This is a genomic window from Variovorax sp. YR216 (genome assembly GCF_900107745.1).
Lineage (GTDB): Bacteria > Pseudomonadota > Gammaproteobacteria > Burkholderiales > Burkholderiaceae_C > Variovorax.
In genome coordinates, this window is record NZ_FNRO01000001.1 from 821,825 (window position 1) to 837,045 (window position 15,221).

Sequence of the window (15,221 nt, forward strand, 5' to 3'; positions counted from 1 at the left end):
GAATTCAGACGCCGGCTTCGGGATGCTGCTTGTCGACGTCGCGCAGCCGCGTGGTGGCAGCCGGGTGAGCCTGATAGTTGCGCACTTCCCTGCGCATCACCACGGTGTCCACCATCTTCGAAATCGGCTGGATGCCACCGACCTCGGCGTCGTACTGCCGCTGCGCCTGCTGGTAGTCGGCAATCTGCCGGGCTTCGTCGCGCTCGACCTCGGCCTTGCGGATCAACTGATTCAACGCGGGGCTGAAGAACGAGGTGCGCCATCCCTGGAAGTTGGTGAGCCGGGCCGCATCACTGTTGTCGGGGTTGTAGACCAGAGCCCGGAAACTGCCGTGCGGATGCGGCTCCACCCCGACACCGCGCCCCACCAGGATCTCGAACTTGCGTTCGCGCATCGCGCCATACACCTGATTGCCGGTGCCCGACAGCACGCTCGCACGGATGCCGGCCTGCGCCAGCGTCGCCTGCAGGCTCGTGGCGATGTTGATGAAGGGCGGATCGGACAGCACGCGGATGGTCGTGTCGAAGCCATCCGGATAGCCCGCCTCCGCCAGCAGCGCCCTGGCGCCGGCCACGTCGAGCTTGTAGCCGGGGCCGGGCAGCGTCGCAGCCAATCCGAGCGGCACGGGCCGCTGGTTGGGCACGCCATAGTCGGGCATCACGGTGGCGTTGATGCCCTCGTAGTCGATCAGCTTGCGGATCGCGAGGCGTACGCGGCGGTCGGCGTACCTGGGGTCCTTCAAGCTCACGGCGACGTAGTACATCGTGCCGCGCTGCGTCGATCGCACGACCACCTCGGGGTTCTTGCGCATGGCCTCGATGTCGGGCACCGAGAGTCCCGAAGCCAGGTCCAGATCGCCGCGTGCGAGCATCAGCCGCAGCGTCTGCGACTCGGTCATGTGCCGCATGACGACCCGCTTCATCTTCGCCGGACCGCGCCAGTAGCCATCGAAGCGATTCATGATCAGCGTGTCCTTGGCCCGCCACTGGGCCAGCGAGAACGGCCCGGAGCCCGCCGAATGCGTGGTGAGCCATGCGCGGCCCATGTCGCCGTTCTTCTCGTGAGCCATGACGGTTCGGCGATCGAGCACCACGGCGCTGACCGACGTGGCCAGCGTGAACAGAACCATCTTCGGATCGGTAGCGACAGGCAGGTCGATCACCAGCGTGTGCGCGTCGGTCGCGCGTACGGCCTTCTCGACGTTCTCCGCACTCAGGCCGTAGCTCTTCCACGGCGAGGCCATGGCGAGGTTGAGCTTGAGCACCCGGTGCAGCGACCACGCCGCATCCTCCGCGGTCAGCGCATGGCCCGACTGGAACCTGACGCCCTCACGCAGCCAGAGCGTGATGCGGCGGCCGTCGTCCGAAACGCTCCACCGCTCGGCCAGGCCGGGCAGGATCTTGTCGGGCACGCGTGCATCCAGCTCGATCAGGTAGTCGTACAGATTGACGTTGACCTCCACCACGTCGTTGCCGGTGGCGGTGGCCGGGTCCAGCGTCAGCAGGTTGTTCATGCTGAACCCCACGATCAGCTGGTCGACCGGCGTCCTGGCCTGCAGCCCGGTGACGCCGGCGCACAGCGCCCCGGCCAGCGCCAGCAGGCGCAGCCATTTCCTGTTCTTCATGGCCTTTGTCTCCTCACTTTCCGCTAGTAAACACAAACGCATATGCGTCCGTCGTACGCTCCCAGCCCAACTCAGGAATCCTGCGGAACCGGCTTGGCCGGACCGCAGGGATTGCCCCCGGAGAGGGGGTGAGTTCAGTATTTGCGGAGGGTGTGGGCTTCGATGTAGCCGAAATTGATGTCCTCGCCCAACCCCGGCAACGGCGAAAGATGCACGTAGCCTTCCGCATCCATCGGGTCGGCGAGCTGATTCAGATAGGCCGGCACTTCGTCATAGTCCAGAAACGGGTGGAGCAGGCCCCGCTCGTACCAGCGGCAGTTCCTGATGGCCGCGCACACGGCCAGGTTGCCCGCGCCGTTACCGTGCACCTCGCACTGCATGCCGAAGGATTCCGCGAGGTGCGCCACTTTCAGCGTCGGCGAAATGCCGCCCACGCCCGGCACGCCGGCGCGCAGGATGTCGCAGGCACCAGCCTTCACCCAGTCGGCCCGGCTATGGTGCTTGCCCGAGAGACTTTCGGGCCCGACGATGGGGATGTCGAGCTGATCGGCCAGCCACGCATAGGACGCCATGCTCTGCTCGTTCATCATTTCCTCGAACCACGTGAAGTTGAGCTTCTCGAGCGCCCGGCCGATGGTGAGCGCGTCGACGCGGCTGTAGTTGTGATAGCCGTCCAGCATCAGCGGAATGTGCGGCCCCACCGCCTCGCGCACGGCGGCGCAGGCCTTGATGTCCATCTCGACGCTGGGCGCGAACGACACCGGCGGCATCCAGGTATGGAGCTTGATGGCCTTGTAGCCGCGCGACACCAGCCTTTCCGCGAAGTCGGCATATTCGTCTGGCGTGGACAGGCCACCCTTGAACTCGTCGCCGCACATCGTGCTGCCATAGGCCGGCACCTTGTCGCGATAGCCGCCGATGAGCCGGTACACCGGCTGACCCAATGCCCGGCCCGCCAGATCCCAGAGCGCCTGGTCGACGGCCGCCAGACTGCGGTCGGTAAGCTGCCCCGCGCTGCCGCGCTGCCAATGCTCCAGCCCATGCCAGAGTTGCTCGCGCTGGAACGCGTCCTGCCCGACCAGCACCTTGCGTACGAAGGCATCGATCACGTGCGGGCGGATCACCTCAGGCGGCGCGAAGGCATGACCGCTTTGCCCATCCTCGGTGGTGATGGTCAGCAGCGCCAGCCTGGCCTGGATCTCGGGACCCGGATGGGAATGGCCCGCGCCATCCACCGAGCGCCGGGTGGGATAGCTGAACTCGGTGCCCTGCACCCTCGCAATCTTCATAGAATTCCTCCCCAATCATCAGTCGTCAGACTTGCGAGAAGTCTACCCAACACGTCTGACGTGTTGCCTCGTATTTACCCTAGATCGTCTGTCGCCCGCCAATGAACGAAAACCCAGTCCGCGCCAAGAGCCAGCCACAGCGCGTGGTCGACGGCGTCTCCGAGCGCATCCGGCACGGGGCCCTGAAACCCGGCGACCGCGTGCCGCCCGAGCCAAGCCTGATGCGCGAATTCGGCGTCAGCCGCACCGTCGTTCGCGAGGCTATGTCCCGATTGCAGGCCAGCGGCCTCGTCGAAACGCGGCAAGGCATCGGAACCTTCGTGCTGGCGCCGCCGGCGGGCGGCTCGTTGCTTTCGGTCAGTGCGCATGACGTGCAGGACCGGCAGAAGCTCGCCATGCTCGAGCTGCGCATCAGCCTCGAATCCGAAGCCGCGAGCCTGGCCGCCATGCGCCGAAGCGACGAGCACCTCCAGGCCATGCGCACGGCGCTGGACACCTTCGACGCCCAGCGCCGGGCGGGCAGCAGCACCATCGAAGCCGACTACCAGTTCCACGCGCAGATCGCCGCAGCCACCGGCAACGAGTACTTCGAGGAAGTGCTGCGCAACCTCGGCAACGCCACCATTGCACGACGCGAAGGCGCGGAAGACCCCTCCTCCACCGCTCGCTTCGGTGAAGCACAACCCGCCCTGGAAAGCGGCAAAGCCATCACCCAGCGGGAGCACGAGGCCATCTACGACGCCATTCGCCGAAGCGATCCGGCCGCGGCGCGTGCCGCGATGTTCATGCATCTGAGCAACAGCCGCGAGCGCCTGCGGGCCAGCGCCGAAACGCGAGCCTAGCGCACCCGTTCAAGGGTTTTCACGGGGTGGTAGCGCGGGTGAGCTCACCCGTATGATCGATTTACACATCAGACGACTGACGTCATCTGATGTCAGTGATTCGATCAGGGAGAGGTACTCAAAAATGAAATCGGCTGCACTCGCCGCGCTTTGCTGCGCAGGCGCTTTCACGTCCGTGGCGTCCGCGCAATCCGGCCTGACGCTGTGGGGCATCACCGACGCCTGGATCGGCAGGAGCGTCCACAAGAGCAGCGACAGCCCCACGACACGGCAAACAGTGCTGGAGAGCGGCGGCGCCCAAGTCAGCCGATGGGGCCTGAAAGGCACCGAGGACCTGGGCGGAGGGCTCGCCGCCCGCTTCGTGCTCGAACAGGGCTTCGGCGTCGATACGGGCGCCATCAGCAAGGTGTCGAATTCGGAGCAGGGATTCAACCGCGCCTCCTACGTCGCGCTCGCAGGCGCTGCGGGCGAAGTTCGCCTGGGCCGCATGCTCACCGCCTTCGACGCCCTGCGCGGCTCCACCAACCACCTGTATGACTCCTCCGGCTTCGCCTCCACCGGCCAGGTGTGGAGCGCCAGCACCACCGCCGCCCACGGGCTTCCCGCCGTGATCGGAAGCGACTACATGGCACGGGGCAACAACACCGCCTACTACGCAACGCCGAACGTCGGGCCATTCAGGGGATCGATCGGCTACAGCGCCGACGAAGGAGCCTCGACGGCCACGCTCAACCCGCGCATCTGGTCCGGACACATGGAGTACGCCGCAGGTCCGCTGCGCATCGGCTATGGCTACCAGTCCGATCGGTACTCGACCGGCAAGAACAATTTCCAGATCGTCGCGGGCCACTACAACTTCGGCCCAGTCCGAATGGTCGGCGCGGTGCAGCGGCAAACCGACGAACGCGTCCCCGGCCGCCCCCGTTCGAACGAATGGGAAGTCGGCTTCGACGCCTCTTTCGGCGCCTCGAACATCGCCATCGGCTACGCCAGCGCGTTCACCTGGGATCGGGGCGGCATCCGGGTCATCGATGCGCGCGGCCTGAGCCTGATGGCCACCTACAACCTGTCGGCCCGCACCCGCATCTACGCGGGCTTTCGCAAGCGCAGGACCCTGCGCGCGGACCGCAGCGTCTCGCTCGATGCCTCGCGGATCGGCACGGGCGTGATGCACAGGTTCTGAGCGCGTTGCGCTTCGCGGCACGGCACCAATCCCCGATCGCTGCAGTTCCGGAAGGAGGCCGGTACAGTCGGCCCCTCACTGGGAGACCGTTCGCTTGTTCCGCTTCTTCGAAAAACGCCTCGACGCCTATCCATCCGCCGAGCCCGGACTGCCGCCGCACGGCTTCCTGGCTTTCGTCTGGTCGTGCACGCAGGGGTTGCGCGGAGCGATCGCCACGATGGCGCTGCTCACCGCGGCGATGTCGGCTTTCGAGGCGCTGCTGTTCGCCATCCTCGGCCGCATCGTCGACTGGCTCGGCGGGCAGGCACCGTCGCGGCTGTGGGAAGACCGCGGCACCACGCTGGCATGGCTCGGCGTCGCGCTGGTCGCGAGCATCGCCGTGGTCGCTCTGCAGACCATCGTCAAGCACCAGACGCTCGCGATCAACCTGCCGATGCGGCTGCGCTGGAACTTCCACCGCCTGATGCTCGGGCAGAGCATGGCCTTCTACCAGGACGAGTTCGCGGGCCGCATCACGGCCAAGGTGATGCAGACCGCGCTCGCGGTGCGCGACACCATCTTCGTGCTGGCCGACGTGCTGGTGGCCATGTGCGTCTACGTCGCGACGATGATCGTGCTCGCCGCGGTGCTCGACCGGCAGTTGATGCTGCCCTTCGTCATCTGGCTGGCCCTCTACATCGCGCAGCTCGTCTTCTTCGTGCCGCGCCTGGGCCACATCGGAAAGGCACAGGCGGATGCACGCGCATCGATGACCGGTCGCGTGACCGACGCCTACACCAACATTGCGACGGTCAAGCTCTTCTCGCATGCGCACCGCGAGGCCGGCTTCGCGCGCTCGGCCATGCAGGAGTTCATGCAGACCGGCTACGCGCAGATGCGTCTGGTGAGCGCCTTCGAGATCACCAACCACACGCTCAGCATGGGCCTGACCGCCGGCATGGCGGGCATGGGCCTGTGGCTCTGGTCGCAGGGCGCGATCGGCGTCGGCGCCGTGGCCGCGGCCACCGCGATGGCGCTGCGGCTGCAGGGCATGTCGCACTGGATCATGTGGGAGATGACCAGCCTGTTCGAGAACATCGGCACGGTGCAGGACGGCATGAAGACGCTGTCACGCCCGCGCACCGTGGTCGATGCGCCGGACGCCGCGGCGCTCGCGGTGCCGCGCGGCGAGGTCCGCTTCGAGCACGTGAGCTTCCGCTACGGCGACGCGGGCCGGCGCGTGATCGACGACCTCACGCTCACCGTCGCGCCGGGCGAGAAGATCGGCCTGGTCGGCCGGTCGGGCGCGGGCAAGTCGACGCTGGTGAACCTGCTGCTGCGCTTTCATGACCTGGACAGCGGCCGCATCCTCGTCGACGGACAGGACGTCGCGCACGTCACGCAGGACAGCCTGCGCGCCCACATCGGCATGGTGACGCAGGACACCTCGCTGATGCACCGCTCGGTGGCCGACAACATCAGCTACGGCAAGCCCGATGCGACCGCGACCGCGATCCAGGCCGCAGCCGAACGAGCCGAAGCGCATGCCTTCATCCAGACGCTGGGTGACCCGGCGGGCCGCAAGGGCTACGAGGCCCATGTGGGCGAGCGCGGCGTCAAGCTCTCGGGCGGGCAGCGCCAGCGCATCGCGATCGCGCGGGTGATGCTGAAGGATGCGCCGATCCTGCTGCTCGACGAAGCCACCAGCGCGCTCGATTCCGAAGTCGAGGCGGCGATCCAGGCCAGCCTCTACCGCCTCATGGAAGGCAAGACCGTGGTCGCGATCGCGCACCGGCTGTCGACCATCGCCGCGATGGACCGGCTGGTGGTGCTCGACAACGGCCGCGTGGTCGAGGAAGGCGACCACAAGACGCTGCTGGCAAAGGGCGGCCTCTATGCGCGGCTCTGGGCGCACCAGAGCGGCGGCTTCCTCGGCGATGGCAGCGAGGACGAGGGCAGCGAAGAGGCGGAGACGTCGACAGTCTGACCCGCAAGTCCTACAGTGGGCAGTGCACCCCGCCGACACCGGCGGGAGGGCGCGATGGGCATTCTGGAATCGTCTTCAACAGAGGAGTTTCAACCGTGAATTCCATCATCTACATCGTCGGTCTGGTCGTGGTCGTGGTCGCCGTGCTGTCGTTCTTCGGCTTGCGCTGAGACCCACCCCCGTTGCTTGCTCACTTCGTGTAGCCGCCTCCCCCCTCAAGGGGGCGCACCCGGCGGCCCGGCAGAGCCGGTTCCGCGGGTGCCTGCGAACAGGCCTGCTGCGCGGCCTCGGGTTTTGCTGAAGACTCTCCCCTTCCCCCGCGCATGGACTTGATGAGGCAGTAGCCGCGGCCGTTTCGTGGACGTTGCTCCCGGGTCGCCGCGGGCATAATTTCCCGCTCCCCTCCGGTGCCCCGGAGTGCCCCGAGCCGTGAAATAAGAAAGCTGTCGAACCCCGTGGCGCACCCCTCTTCGTTCCAGGACGCAACGCTCACCGAGGCAGTGCGATTGATCGAAGAGACGGGGCCGCTCGAGGATTCCCAGGCCATGCGCGAGGCCGCCGCTGGCATCGGTGCAGCGGGCCGGATCGCGCAGCGCGCACGCATCCTCGCCGAGCGCACGGGACTCGCCTCCGAACTCGCACGTGCCCGCATCTGGGCGCCGTGGGTGCTGCTCGCGCTGGTGGCCGTCATCGTCATCGCAGGACTCTCGCTCGCAGGCAATGTCCTCGGCGGCGGCGAGCGGCAGATCAATGTCGTCGTCGCGCTCGCCAGCCTTCTGGGCCTGCATCTCTTCACGCTGCTGCTGTGGCTGATCGGGCTGCTGGTGCCGCTCGGTTCCTTCAACGCCTCCTTCGGCTGGATCTGGATGGCACTCACCGCGCGGGTGGCAGGCGGCCAGCGGGGGCAGGCGCCGGTGCTGCTGCGCGCCGCCACGCGGCTGCTCGGGCAGGCCCGGCTGCTGCCCTGGGCGCTGGGGTTCGTCAGCCATGCCATCTGGTCGCTGTCGTTCGCGGTGGTGATCGCGGCCATGCTCTTCGCGCTGGCGTTCCGCAACTACACGCTGAACTGGGAAACCACGATCCTCGAACCCGACTTCTTCGTTCGGGCCGTGCAGTGGCTGGGCCACGGGCCGGCGCGGCTGGGTTTTCCGGTGCCGGACGCGCAAGCGGTGCTTTCACCGACGGCTGCCGCATCGAGCCAGCGCGACTGGGCGCTGTGGCTCACGGGCTGCATCGTGGTCTACGGGCTGATTCCGCGCGCGGCCTTCGCGCTGCTTTGCGCAGCGGTCTGGCGCATTCGCCGATACGCGCTGTCGCCCGATCTTTCGCTGCCCTACTACCGCAAGCTGATCGCGCGCTTCGACGCACTCGCGCCCCCGAGCATCGTCGACGCCGATCCCGGCTCCTCGCCGCATCCCGCACCGCGGCGTCTGCCACGGATCGACACCACCGACACGCTGATGGCCGTCGGCTTCGAACTACCCGACGAACTGCCCTGGCCGCCCGCCGCGCTCGACATGCGCGGCGCCCGCGCGATGCGCATCGACGGCAGTGCGGCAGCGCGACGCCAGTTGCTCGACACGCTGGCGCAGTTGCGGCCGCGGCGGGTGCTTGTCGGCTGCCACGCGGCTTCGAGCCCCGATCGCGGCACCGAGCGCTTCCTGCGCGAAGTCTTGGCGCTCTGCGGCGAATGCCGCCTGTGGCTCTTCGGCACCGCGGCCGACGACGAAGCACGCCGCCGCTGGCACACCTGGCTGGCCGACACCGGGCTCGACGGCATCCGCGCCGGCGACGCGCTGGAGCCTATGCTCCACGACTGGACATGACGACCGACAAGCCCATCCGCATCGCCGTGGTCGGCCACACCAACGCCGGCAAGACCTCGCTGCTGCGCACCCTCACGCGGCGGGTGAACTTCGGCGAGGTGTCGGAGCAACCCGGCACCACGCGGCACGTCGAGTCGGCCGACCTTGACGTCGGCGGCCGGGCGGCCGTGCGCTTCTTCGACACGCCGGGCCTCGAGGATGCCGTCGCGCTGCGCGAGCATCTCGAGGTCTTCGACAGGCACCTGACGCCGCCGGACCGCATCCGCCGCTTTCTACAGGGCCCGGAAGCGCACGGCGTGTTCGAGCAGGAGGCGAAGGTCCTGCGCGCGATGCTCGAAGTCGATGCGGCCTTTCTCGTGATCGATGCGCGCGAGCCGGTGCTGCCCAAGTTCCGCGCGGAAATCGAACTCCTCAATGCCTGCGCACGGCCGGTGCTGCCGGTGCTGAACTTCCTGCACGGCGCCACGCACCGCGAGGACGCATGGAAGGAACTGCTGTCGGCCTACGGCCTGCACGTGGTGGTGCGCTTCGACGCGGCCGCCCCTTTCGTGGGCGCGGAACGCGAGCTGTACCGCGACCTGTCGACGCTGCTGCGCGACCGGCGGGCCGAACTCGACAAGGTGGCCGCATCGCTCGACGCCGAGTTCGCACAGCGCCGGCAGGCCGCCTGCCAGCGCATCGCCGAACTGCTCGTCGACGCCACCGCGATGCGACGCACCGCGAGCGCTGTCGAATTCGCAGACGAACAGGGACGCCATCGCCTCGTCGCCGAATTGCAGAAGTCCCTCTTCGACAAGGCGCAGCGTTGCGCCGACGACCTGCTGACCCTCTACGGCTTCCGCGAAGGCGATGCCGACGAGGCACCGTTGCCCGCCATCGAAGGCCGGTGGACCATGGACTTCTTCCACCCCGAGGCGATGAAGGATGCGGGCATTCTTCTCGGCAAGGGCGTGGCCGTCGGTGCCGCGGTGGGCGTGGTGGCCGACCTCGCACTGGCCGGCCTGTCGCTCGGCACCGGTGCCGCGCTGGGCGGGGCGATCGGCGGGGCGATGTCGCAGGGCCTCGGCCCGCTCGGACGCAAACTCGCCAACAAGCTGCGCGACGTGCACGAACTCACCGTGGAAGACCGGGTGCTGTTCGTGCTCATGGGCTGGCAGGTGCGCCTTCTTCTCGCGCTCGAATACCGGGGACATGCGGCGGTGGCGCGCATCGGCGCCGACGGCCTCCACGGCATCGACCAGCGCGCGCTGGCCGAGGTGGTGCGCGCCGCACAGCCGGCGCGCAGCCACCCCGATTGGGAATCCGGCGCGCGCCTGCGCTGGCGCGAGGCGCCACAGCGGCAGGACCTCGTGTCTCATGCGGCACGACGCCTGCGAGAGGCCATCGAGGCCGCCGACGCCGCGCCCGCATGATTCCGGCATGATCGAAGGCATGGAAGACATCGAACCCCGTCCCCTCGCGATCATCAAGGTCGGCGACACCTTCGAGCCGCTGCGCGAACGCCGCGGCGACTTCGAACACTGGATCGCCGCCGGACTCGGCGACACGCCCCTGCCCGTCGTGGTGCTCGACCCGCGCCGCGGCGACACCCTGCCCGACCCCGCCATGCTCTCGGGCGCCATCGTGACCGGCTCGCACGCCATGGTGTCGCACCGCGAGCCGTGGAGCGAAAGCACCGGCCAGTGGCTCAGGCAGCTCGTGGCCCATCGCACGCCGGTGCTCGGCATCTGCTTCGGCCACCAGCTTCTGGCCGATGCCCTCGGCGGCGAAGCCGGCGACCATCCGGTGGGCATGGAGATCGGCACGGTGCAGGTCGAACTCCAGCCCGAGGCCGCGGACGATCCGCTCACGCAAGGACTGCCGCCGCGCTTCGATGCGCACGTGGTGCACCGGCAGAGCGCGCTGCGCCTGCCCAAGGACGCAGTGCGCCTCGCAGGCAACGACTTCGAGTCGACCCAGGCCTTCCGGATCGGCGACAGCGCATGGGGCGTCCAGTTCCATCCCGAGTTCGACGACGAGATCATGCGCGGCTATGTCGAGCATCTCGCCGAGCCGATTCGCGCGGAGGGCGCGGACCCCGGCGCGGTCGAAGCACAGGTGAAACCGACGCCCGCGGCCGCGGGACTGCTCGGGCGGTTCGCGCGCATCGTCGAGGCACGGTGGACGGCGGCGCCTTCCGCATAGCGGCTGCACCTGCCGCCCCGACTTGCGCTAAGGTGTCCCGCAGGCCCGACCAAGGAACAGCCCATGCCCAACCCAGCCTCCGGCACGCGCCCCGCCCCGAAGCACTTCTCGATGATCCGCGGCTTCCACCTCGCGGACTTCTTCACCCTCGCCAACGCGGCGTGCGGTGTCGGGGCGATCTTCCTGGCGATGGCCTTCATCGCCAGCCAGTCGGTCGTGCACTTCCTGTGGGCTGCGGCGCTCGCGCCGGCGGCTTTTGTCTTCGACGTGTTCGACGGCCGCATCGCGCGCTGGCGGCAGACGCATTCCGCGCTGGGCCGCGAACTGGATTCGCTGGCGGATGTCATTTCCTTCGGCGTGCTGCCCGCATCGCTCGGCTTCGCCGCGGGCCTCAACGGCGGCTGGGACTGCGTGATCCTGATCTACTTCGTCTGCTGCGGCGTGAGCCGGCTCGCACGCTACAACGTCACGGCCGAAGCGCTTTCCGAGGGCGCGGACAAGGTCAAATACTTCGAGGGCACGCCCATTCCGACCAGCGTGGTGCTCGTGGGCATCCTCGCGTTCGCCGCATGGCAAGGCCGCATCGGCAACGAAATCTGGGGCGGTGCATGGACGCTCGGACCCTGGGTGCTGCATCCATTGGCCCTGCTGTTCGCACTCTCGGGGACCTTGATGATCAGCAAGACCTTGCGTATCCCGAAGCTGTAATCCGGTCGAGGCAACAGGTCCCTAGAATGCCCGCATCGTCTTTGCCGGCATCGTGACCATGACCGCTTCACGCGCACTCGTTGCCTTTCTCCTCGGCCTGCTGCTCACCGGCTGCGCCAGTCTGCCGGCAACCGTCGAACGAACGCCGACGACGGCGCTCACGAATACCGCCGACACGCGCCTGGGCCAGGCGACCCGGTCGCTGACGTCGGCGCATCCCGGCAAGTCCGGCATCCATCCTCTGGTCCTTGCGGAAGACGCCTTCGCCGCGCGCGTGGTGCTCGCGAAGCTCGCAGAGCGCAGCCTCGACCTGCAGTACTACATCTGGCACAACGACACCACCGGCCAGTTGCTCTGGCAGGCGATCTGGGAGGCCGCCGAGCGCGGCGTGCGCGTGCGGCTTCTGCTCGACGACGCGAACACCGGCGGACTCGATGCGACGCTCGCGGCACTCGATGCGCACCCGAATATCGAGGTCCGACTGTTCAACCCGTTCGCGAACCGCGGCTTCCGCGCGGGCGACTTCGTCTCGGACTTCTCGCGCGTCAACCGGCGCATGCACAACAAGTCGTTCACCGCGGACAACCAGTCGACCATCGTCGGCGGCCGCAACATCGGCGACGAGTACTACGGCGCCAACATGGAAGTGGGCTTCCAGGACCTCGACGTGCTGGGCATCGGCCCGGTGGTGCAGCAGGTCTCGAACGAGTTCGACCTGTTCTGGAACAGCGCCTCCGCCTACCCCGCCGCCACCGTGCTCGCGCCCGCGAAGCCGGACAGCGCCGCGATGCTGCGCGAGGCGTGGGACAAGGTCCGCCAGAACCCCGAAGCCGTGCAGTACCTGGAAGCGGTGCGCAACACGCCGCTGATGGCGCAATTGGCGGGCGAGAAGCTCGACTTCGAGTGGACCACTGCGCGCGTGCTGCATGACGATCCGTCGAAGGTGCTGCAGCCGATGGATCGCAGCGACCTGCAGATGCTGCCGAAGCTGCTCCAGGCCATGGGACAGCCCAAGCGCGAGCTCGACCTCGTGTCGCCCTACTTCGTGCCGGGCGCCGATGGCACCAAGTCGCTCGTCGAACTCGCACAGAACGGTGTGAAGGTGCGCGTGCTGACCAACTCGCTCTCGGCCACCGACGTGAGCCCGGTGCATGCGGGCTATTCCAAGTACCGCGACGAACTGCTCAAGGGCGGCGCGGTTCTCTATGAGCTGAAGCCGGGCTCGGCCGTGCCGCCGCCTGACAAGGACAAGAACGAAGACAAGGCGCGCGGGCTTCCTGGCAGCGGCAGCCGCGCCAGTTCGGCCGCAAGCCTGCACGCGAAGACCTTCGCGGTGGATCGCGAGCGCATCTTCGTGGGCTCCTACAACCTCGATCCGCGCTCCGCCAAGCTGAACACGGAAATGGGCGTGGTCATCGAAAGCCCGGCACTGGCGGGCATCCTGTCGAAGCAGTTCGACACCACGATCCCCACGCGCGCCTACCTCGTGCGCCGGCAGTCCGATGGACACGGGCTCGAATGGGTCGACGTCGGGCCCACGGGCGAAACGCGCTATTCCACCGAGCCCGGCGCAGGCCCAGTCAAGCGCCTGTGGATCGACTTCCTCGAGGTTCTGCCAATTGAATGGCTGCTCTGAACGCTCCAAGCCCCAAATGACAACAGGCCTGAAACTCCTTGCCCAACTGGCTGCCCGGCAGCCGCTCCTGCCCGAGTGCGATCACTTCTACTTCCTGCGCCATGGACAGACCGCGTGCAATGCGCGCCGCATCTTCCAGGCCACCGATGAGCCGCTGAGCGAGCTCGGCGTGCAGCAGGCACACAACGCCGCGGCGATCCTCGCCGGCGAACCGGTGCGCAACATTCTCAGCAGCGGCGTGGTGCGCGCGTTGACGACCGCGCACACGGTCTCGGCGCCGCATGGCATCGCACCACGGGTGGTCGAGGGGCTGCGCGAGCGCAACTTCGGCGCGCTCATCGGCACGTCGTCGGCCCACATCGACTGGGCCTGCGAGCCCGAGAACGGCGAGACCCTGCCGACGTTCATCGACCGCTCGCGCGCAGCGCTCGAGCATGCGCTGACGCATCCGGGCCCGGTGCTCATCGTCGCGCACGGCGGCACGCTCTACGTGCTTGCGGCGCTGCTGGGCGTGCCGGTCGACCTCAGCGTGCTCGGCAATGCGCAACCCTTGCGATTCGAGCGCAGCGGCACCACCTGGCGCCTGAAACCCCTCCTGCAGCAGGTGGATGGCGGGGCGGCTCTCGCCTGATCACGCCGTTCGCCGCATTCTTCTGGACACCCATCGCCATGGACTTCAAGGACTACTACAAGATCCTCGGGCTTGAACGCGGCGCCACCGAGGATGAAGTGCGCAAGGCTTATCGCAAGCTCGCGCGCAAATACCACCCGGACGTCAGCAAGGAAGCCGACGCCGACGCGCGCATGCGCGAGATCAACGAGGCGAACGATGTACTGCGCGACAAGGAAAAGCGCGCGGCCTACGATCAGCTTGCCGACCACGTCGCGCGCGGCGGCAGCCCGGATGGTGGATTCCAGCCCCCGCCCGGATGGGACGAGGGCTTCGAGTTCCATCGCGGTCCACATGCGGGACCGGCCGATCACGCCGAGTTCAGCGAGTTCTTCTCGTCGCTGTTCGGTGCGGCCGAGAGGCGCGGCGCCCAGCGGCGCAACTACCGCGCGCGCGGCGAGGATCACCATGCCGCGATCGAGATCGCACTCGAAGACGCGATCAAGGGCGCCGAGCGCGAGATCACGCTGCGCTCGCAGGAGATCGACCAACAGGGCCACGCGCAATGGAAGACGCGCACGCTGAGCGTGAAGATCCCTCCGGGCGTGCATCCGGGCCAGTTCATCCGACTCGCCGGCCAGGGCATGCCGGGCCACGGCGGCGAGCCACCCGGCGACCTCTACCTCGAAGTGCGCATCGCGCCGCACAAGCTCTACCGGATCGAGGACCGCGATCTCTACATGACGTTGCCGATCACGCCGACCGAAGGCGCGCTCGGCGCGAAGGTGCAGGTGCCCACGCCGACCGGCGGCATCGTCGAGGTGACCGTGCCGCCGAACGCGCGCAACGGCCTCAAGCTGCGGCTGAAGGAACGCGGCCTGGCGGGCAAGCCGCCGGGCCATCTCTACCTGCTGCTTGAGATCGCACTGCCGCCGGCCGATTCCGATGCGGCCCGCAAGGCGTACGAACAGCTGGCACAGGCAGCGCCCTTCAACCCGCGCCGCCATCTTGGAGTTTGATGACCATGGCTACCGTGACTGTCACGACGACCGCACTCAGCGCTTCGCATCCTCTCGCCGCCTCGGAACTCGCCCATGCCTGCGGCGCCGAGATCGACTGGGTGGTTCAATTGGTCGAGGTCGGCATCATCGAATCGCGCGAGGCGGGAGAGCGGCCCGAGCAGTGGCGCTTCCACAGCAGCGACCTGCAATGCGCACTCGAAGTTCGCCGTCTGGAACGCGACTTCGGCGTGCAGGTCGATGCGGCCGCGCTGATCCTCGACCTCGAACACGAGGTGCGCCGACTCAAGGCCGTGCTGCGCGCGCAGGGGCTCGGCCGCGAGATCTGAACCGA

13 protein-coding genes are annotated in these 15,221 nt (G+C 67.9%); 11 read left to right on the forward strand and 2 right to left on the reverse strand.

The window, feature by feature from the left end:
- Window positions 1-4 precede the first annotated feature (4 nt).
- Together BLW05_RS03870 and BLW05_RS03875 are read right to left on the reverse strand one after the other, a co-directional pair.
- Entirely contained in the window at window positions 5-1,624 is a 1,620-nt protein-coding gene (locus BLW05_RS03870) for an ABC transporter substrate-binding protein (protein ID WP_093159835.1), read from the reverse strand.
- 134 nt (window positions 1,625-1,758) lie between these two features.
- On the reverse strand, window positions 1,759-2,913 hold the full coding sequence (locus BLW05_RS03875) for a mandelate racemase family protein (protein WP_093159837.1): 1,155 nt from the start codon (window positions 2,911-2,913) through the stop codon (window positions 1,759-1,761).
- A gap of 101 nt (window positions 2,914-3,014) precedes the next feature.
- Here BLW05_RS03875 and BLW05_RS03880 point away from each other — a divergent pair, with 101 nt between their 5' ends.
- The 11 genes from BLW05_RS03880 (at window position 3,015) to BLW05_RS03930 (ending at window position 15,216) form a co-directional block, all read left to right on the forward strand.
- Window positions 3,015-3,755, forward strand: coding sequence for a FadR/GntR family transcriptional regulator (locus tag BLW05_RS03880; protein ID WP_093159840.1), 741 nt, complete (start codon window positions 3,015-3,017; stop codon window positions 3,753-3,755).
- Between the two features lie 124 nt (window positions 3,756-3,879).
- A complete protein-coding gene (locus tag BLW05_RS03885) occupies window positions 3,880-4,938 on the forward strand; it encodes a porin (protein WP_177142548.1) in 1,059 nt (352 codons plus the stop codon).
- A gap of 94 nt (window positions 4,939-5,032) precedes the next feature.
- Entirely contained in the window at window positions 5,033-6,904 is a 1,872-nt protein-coding gene (locus BLW05_RS03890; protein WP_093159845.1) for an ABC transporter ATP-binding protein, read from the forward strand.
- A gap of 455 nt (window positions 6,905-7,359) precedes the next feature.
- On the forward strand, window positions 7,360-8,730 hold the full coding sequence (locus BLW05_RS03895; protein ID WP_256330008.1) for a DUF2868 domain-containing protein: 1,371 nt from the start codon (window positions 7,360-7,362) through the stop codon (window positions 8,728-8,730).
- The gene (locus BLW05_RS03900; RefSeq protein WP_093159847.1) at window positions 8,727-10,142 is read left to right on the forward strand and encodes a GTPase/DUF3482 domain-containing protein; all 1,416 of its coding nucleotides are present in this window, start codon (window positions 8,727-8,729) and stop codon (window positions 10,140-10,142) included. Before BLW05_RS03895 ends, BLW05_RS03900 begins: the two co-directional genes overlap by 4 nt.
- Window positions 10,143-10,149: 7 nt before the next feature.
- Window positions 10,150-10,914, forward strand: coding sequence for a glutamine amidotransferase (locus BLW05_RS03905; protein WP_256330009.1), 765 nt, complete (start codon window positions 10,150-10,152; stop codon window positions 10,912-10,914).
- 63 nt (window positions 10,915-10,977) lie between these two features.
- Window positions 10,978-11,622: a CDP-alcohol phosphatidyltransferase family protein gene (locus BLW05_RS03910; RefSeq protein ID WP_093159850.1), complete on the forward strand. Its 645-nt coding sequence runs from the start codon at window positions 10,978-10,980 to the stop codon at window positions 11,620-11,622.
- 58 nt (window positions 11,623-11,680) lie between these two features.
- Window positions 11,681-13,258 carry a phospholipase D family protein gene (locus tag BLW05_RS03915; RefSeq protein ID WP_093159852.1) on the forward strand — a complete coding sequence of 526 codons (1,578 nt, stop codon included), beginning with the start codon at window positions 11,681-11,683 and terminating at the stop codon, window positions 13,256-13,258.
- A 16-nt stretch (window positions 13,259-13,274) separates the two neighbouring features.
- On the forward strand, window positions 13,275-13,889 hold the full coding sequence (locus BLW05_RS03920) for a histidine phosphatase family protein (RefSeq protein ID WP_093159855.1): 615 nt from the start codon (window positions 13,275-13,277) through the stop codon (window positions 13,887-13,889).
- Between the two features lie 38 nt (window positions 13,890-13,927).
- Entirely contained in the window at window positions 13,928-14,887 is a 960-nt protein-coding gene (locus BLW05_RS03925; protein ID WP_093159857.1) for a DnaJ C-terminal domain-containing protein, read from the forward strand.
- A gap of 5 nt (window positions 14,888-14,892) precedes the next feature.
- Window positions 14,893-15,216, forward strand: coding sequence for a chaperone modulator CbpM (locus BLW05_RS03930; protein WP_093160487.1), 324 nt, complete (start codon window positions 14,893-14,895; stop codon window positions 15,214-15,216).
- Window positions 15,217-15,221 lie beyond the last annotated feature (5 nt).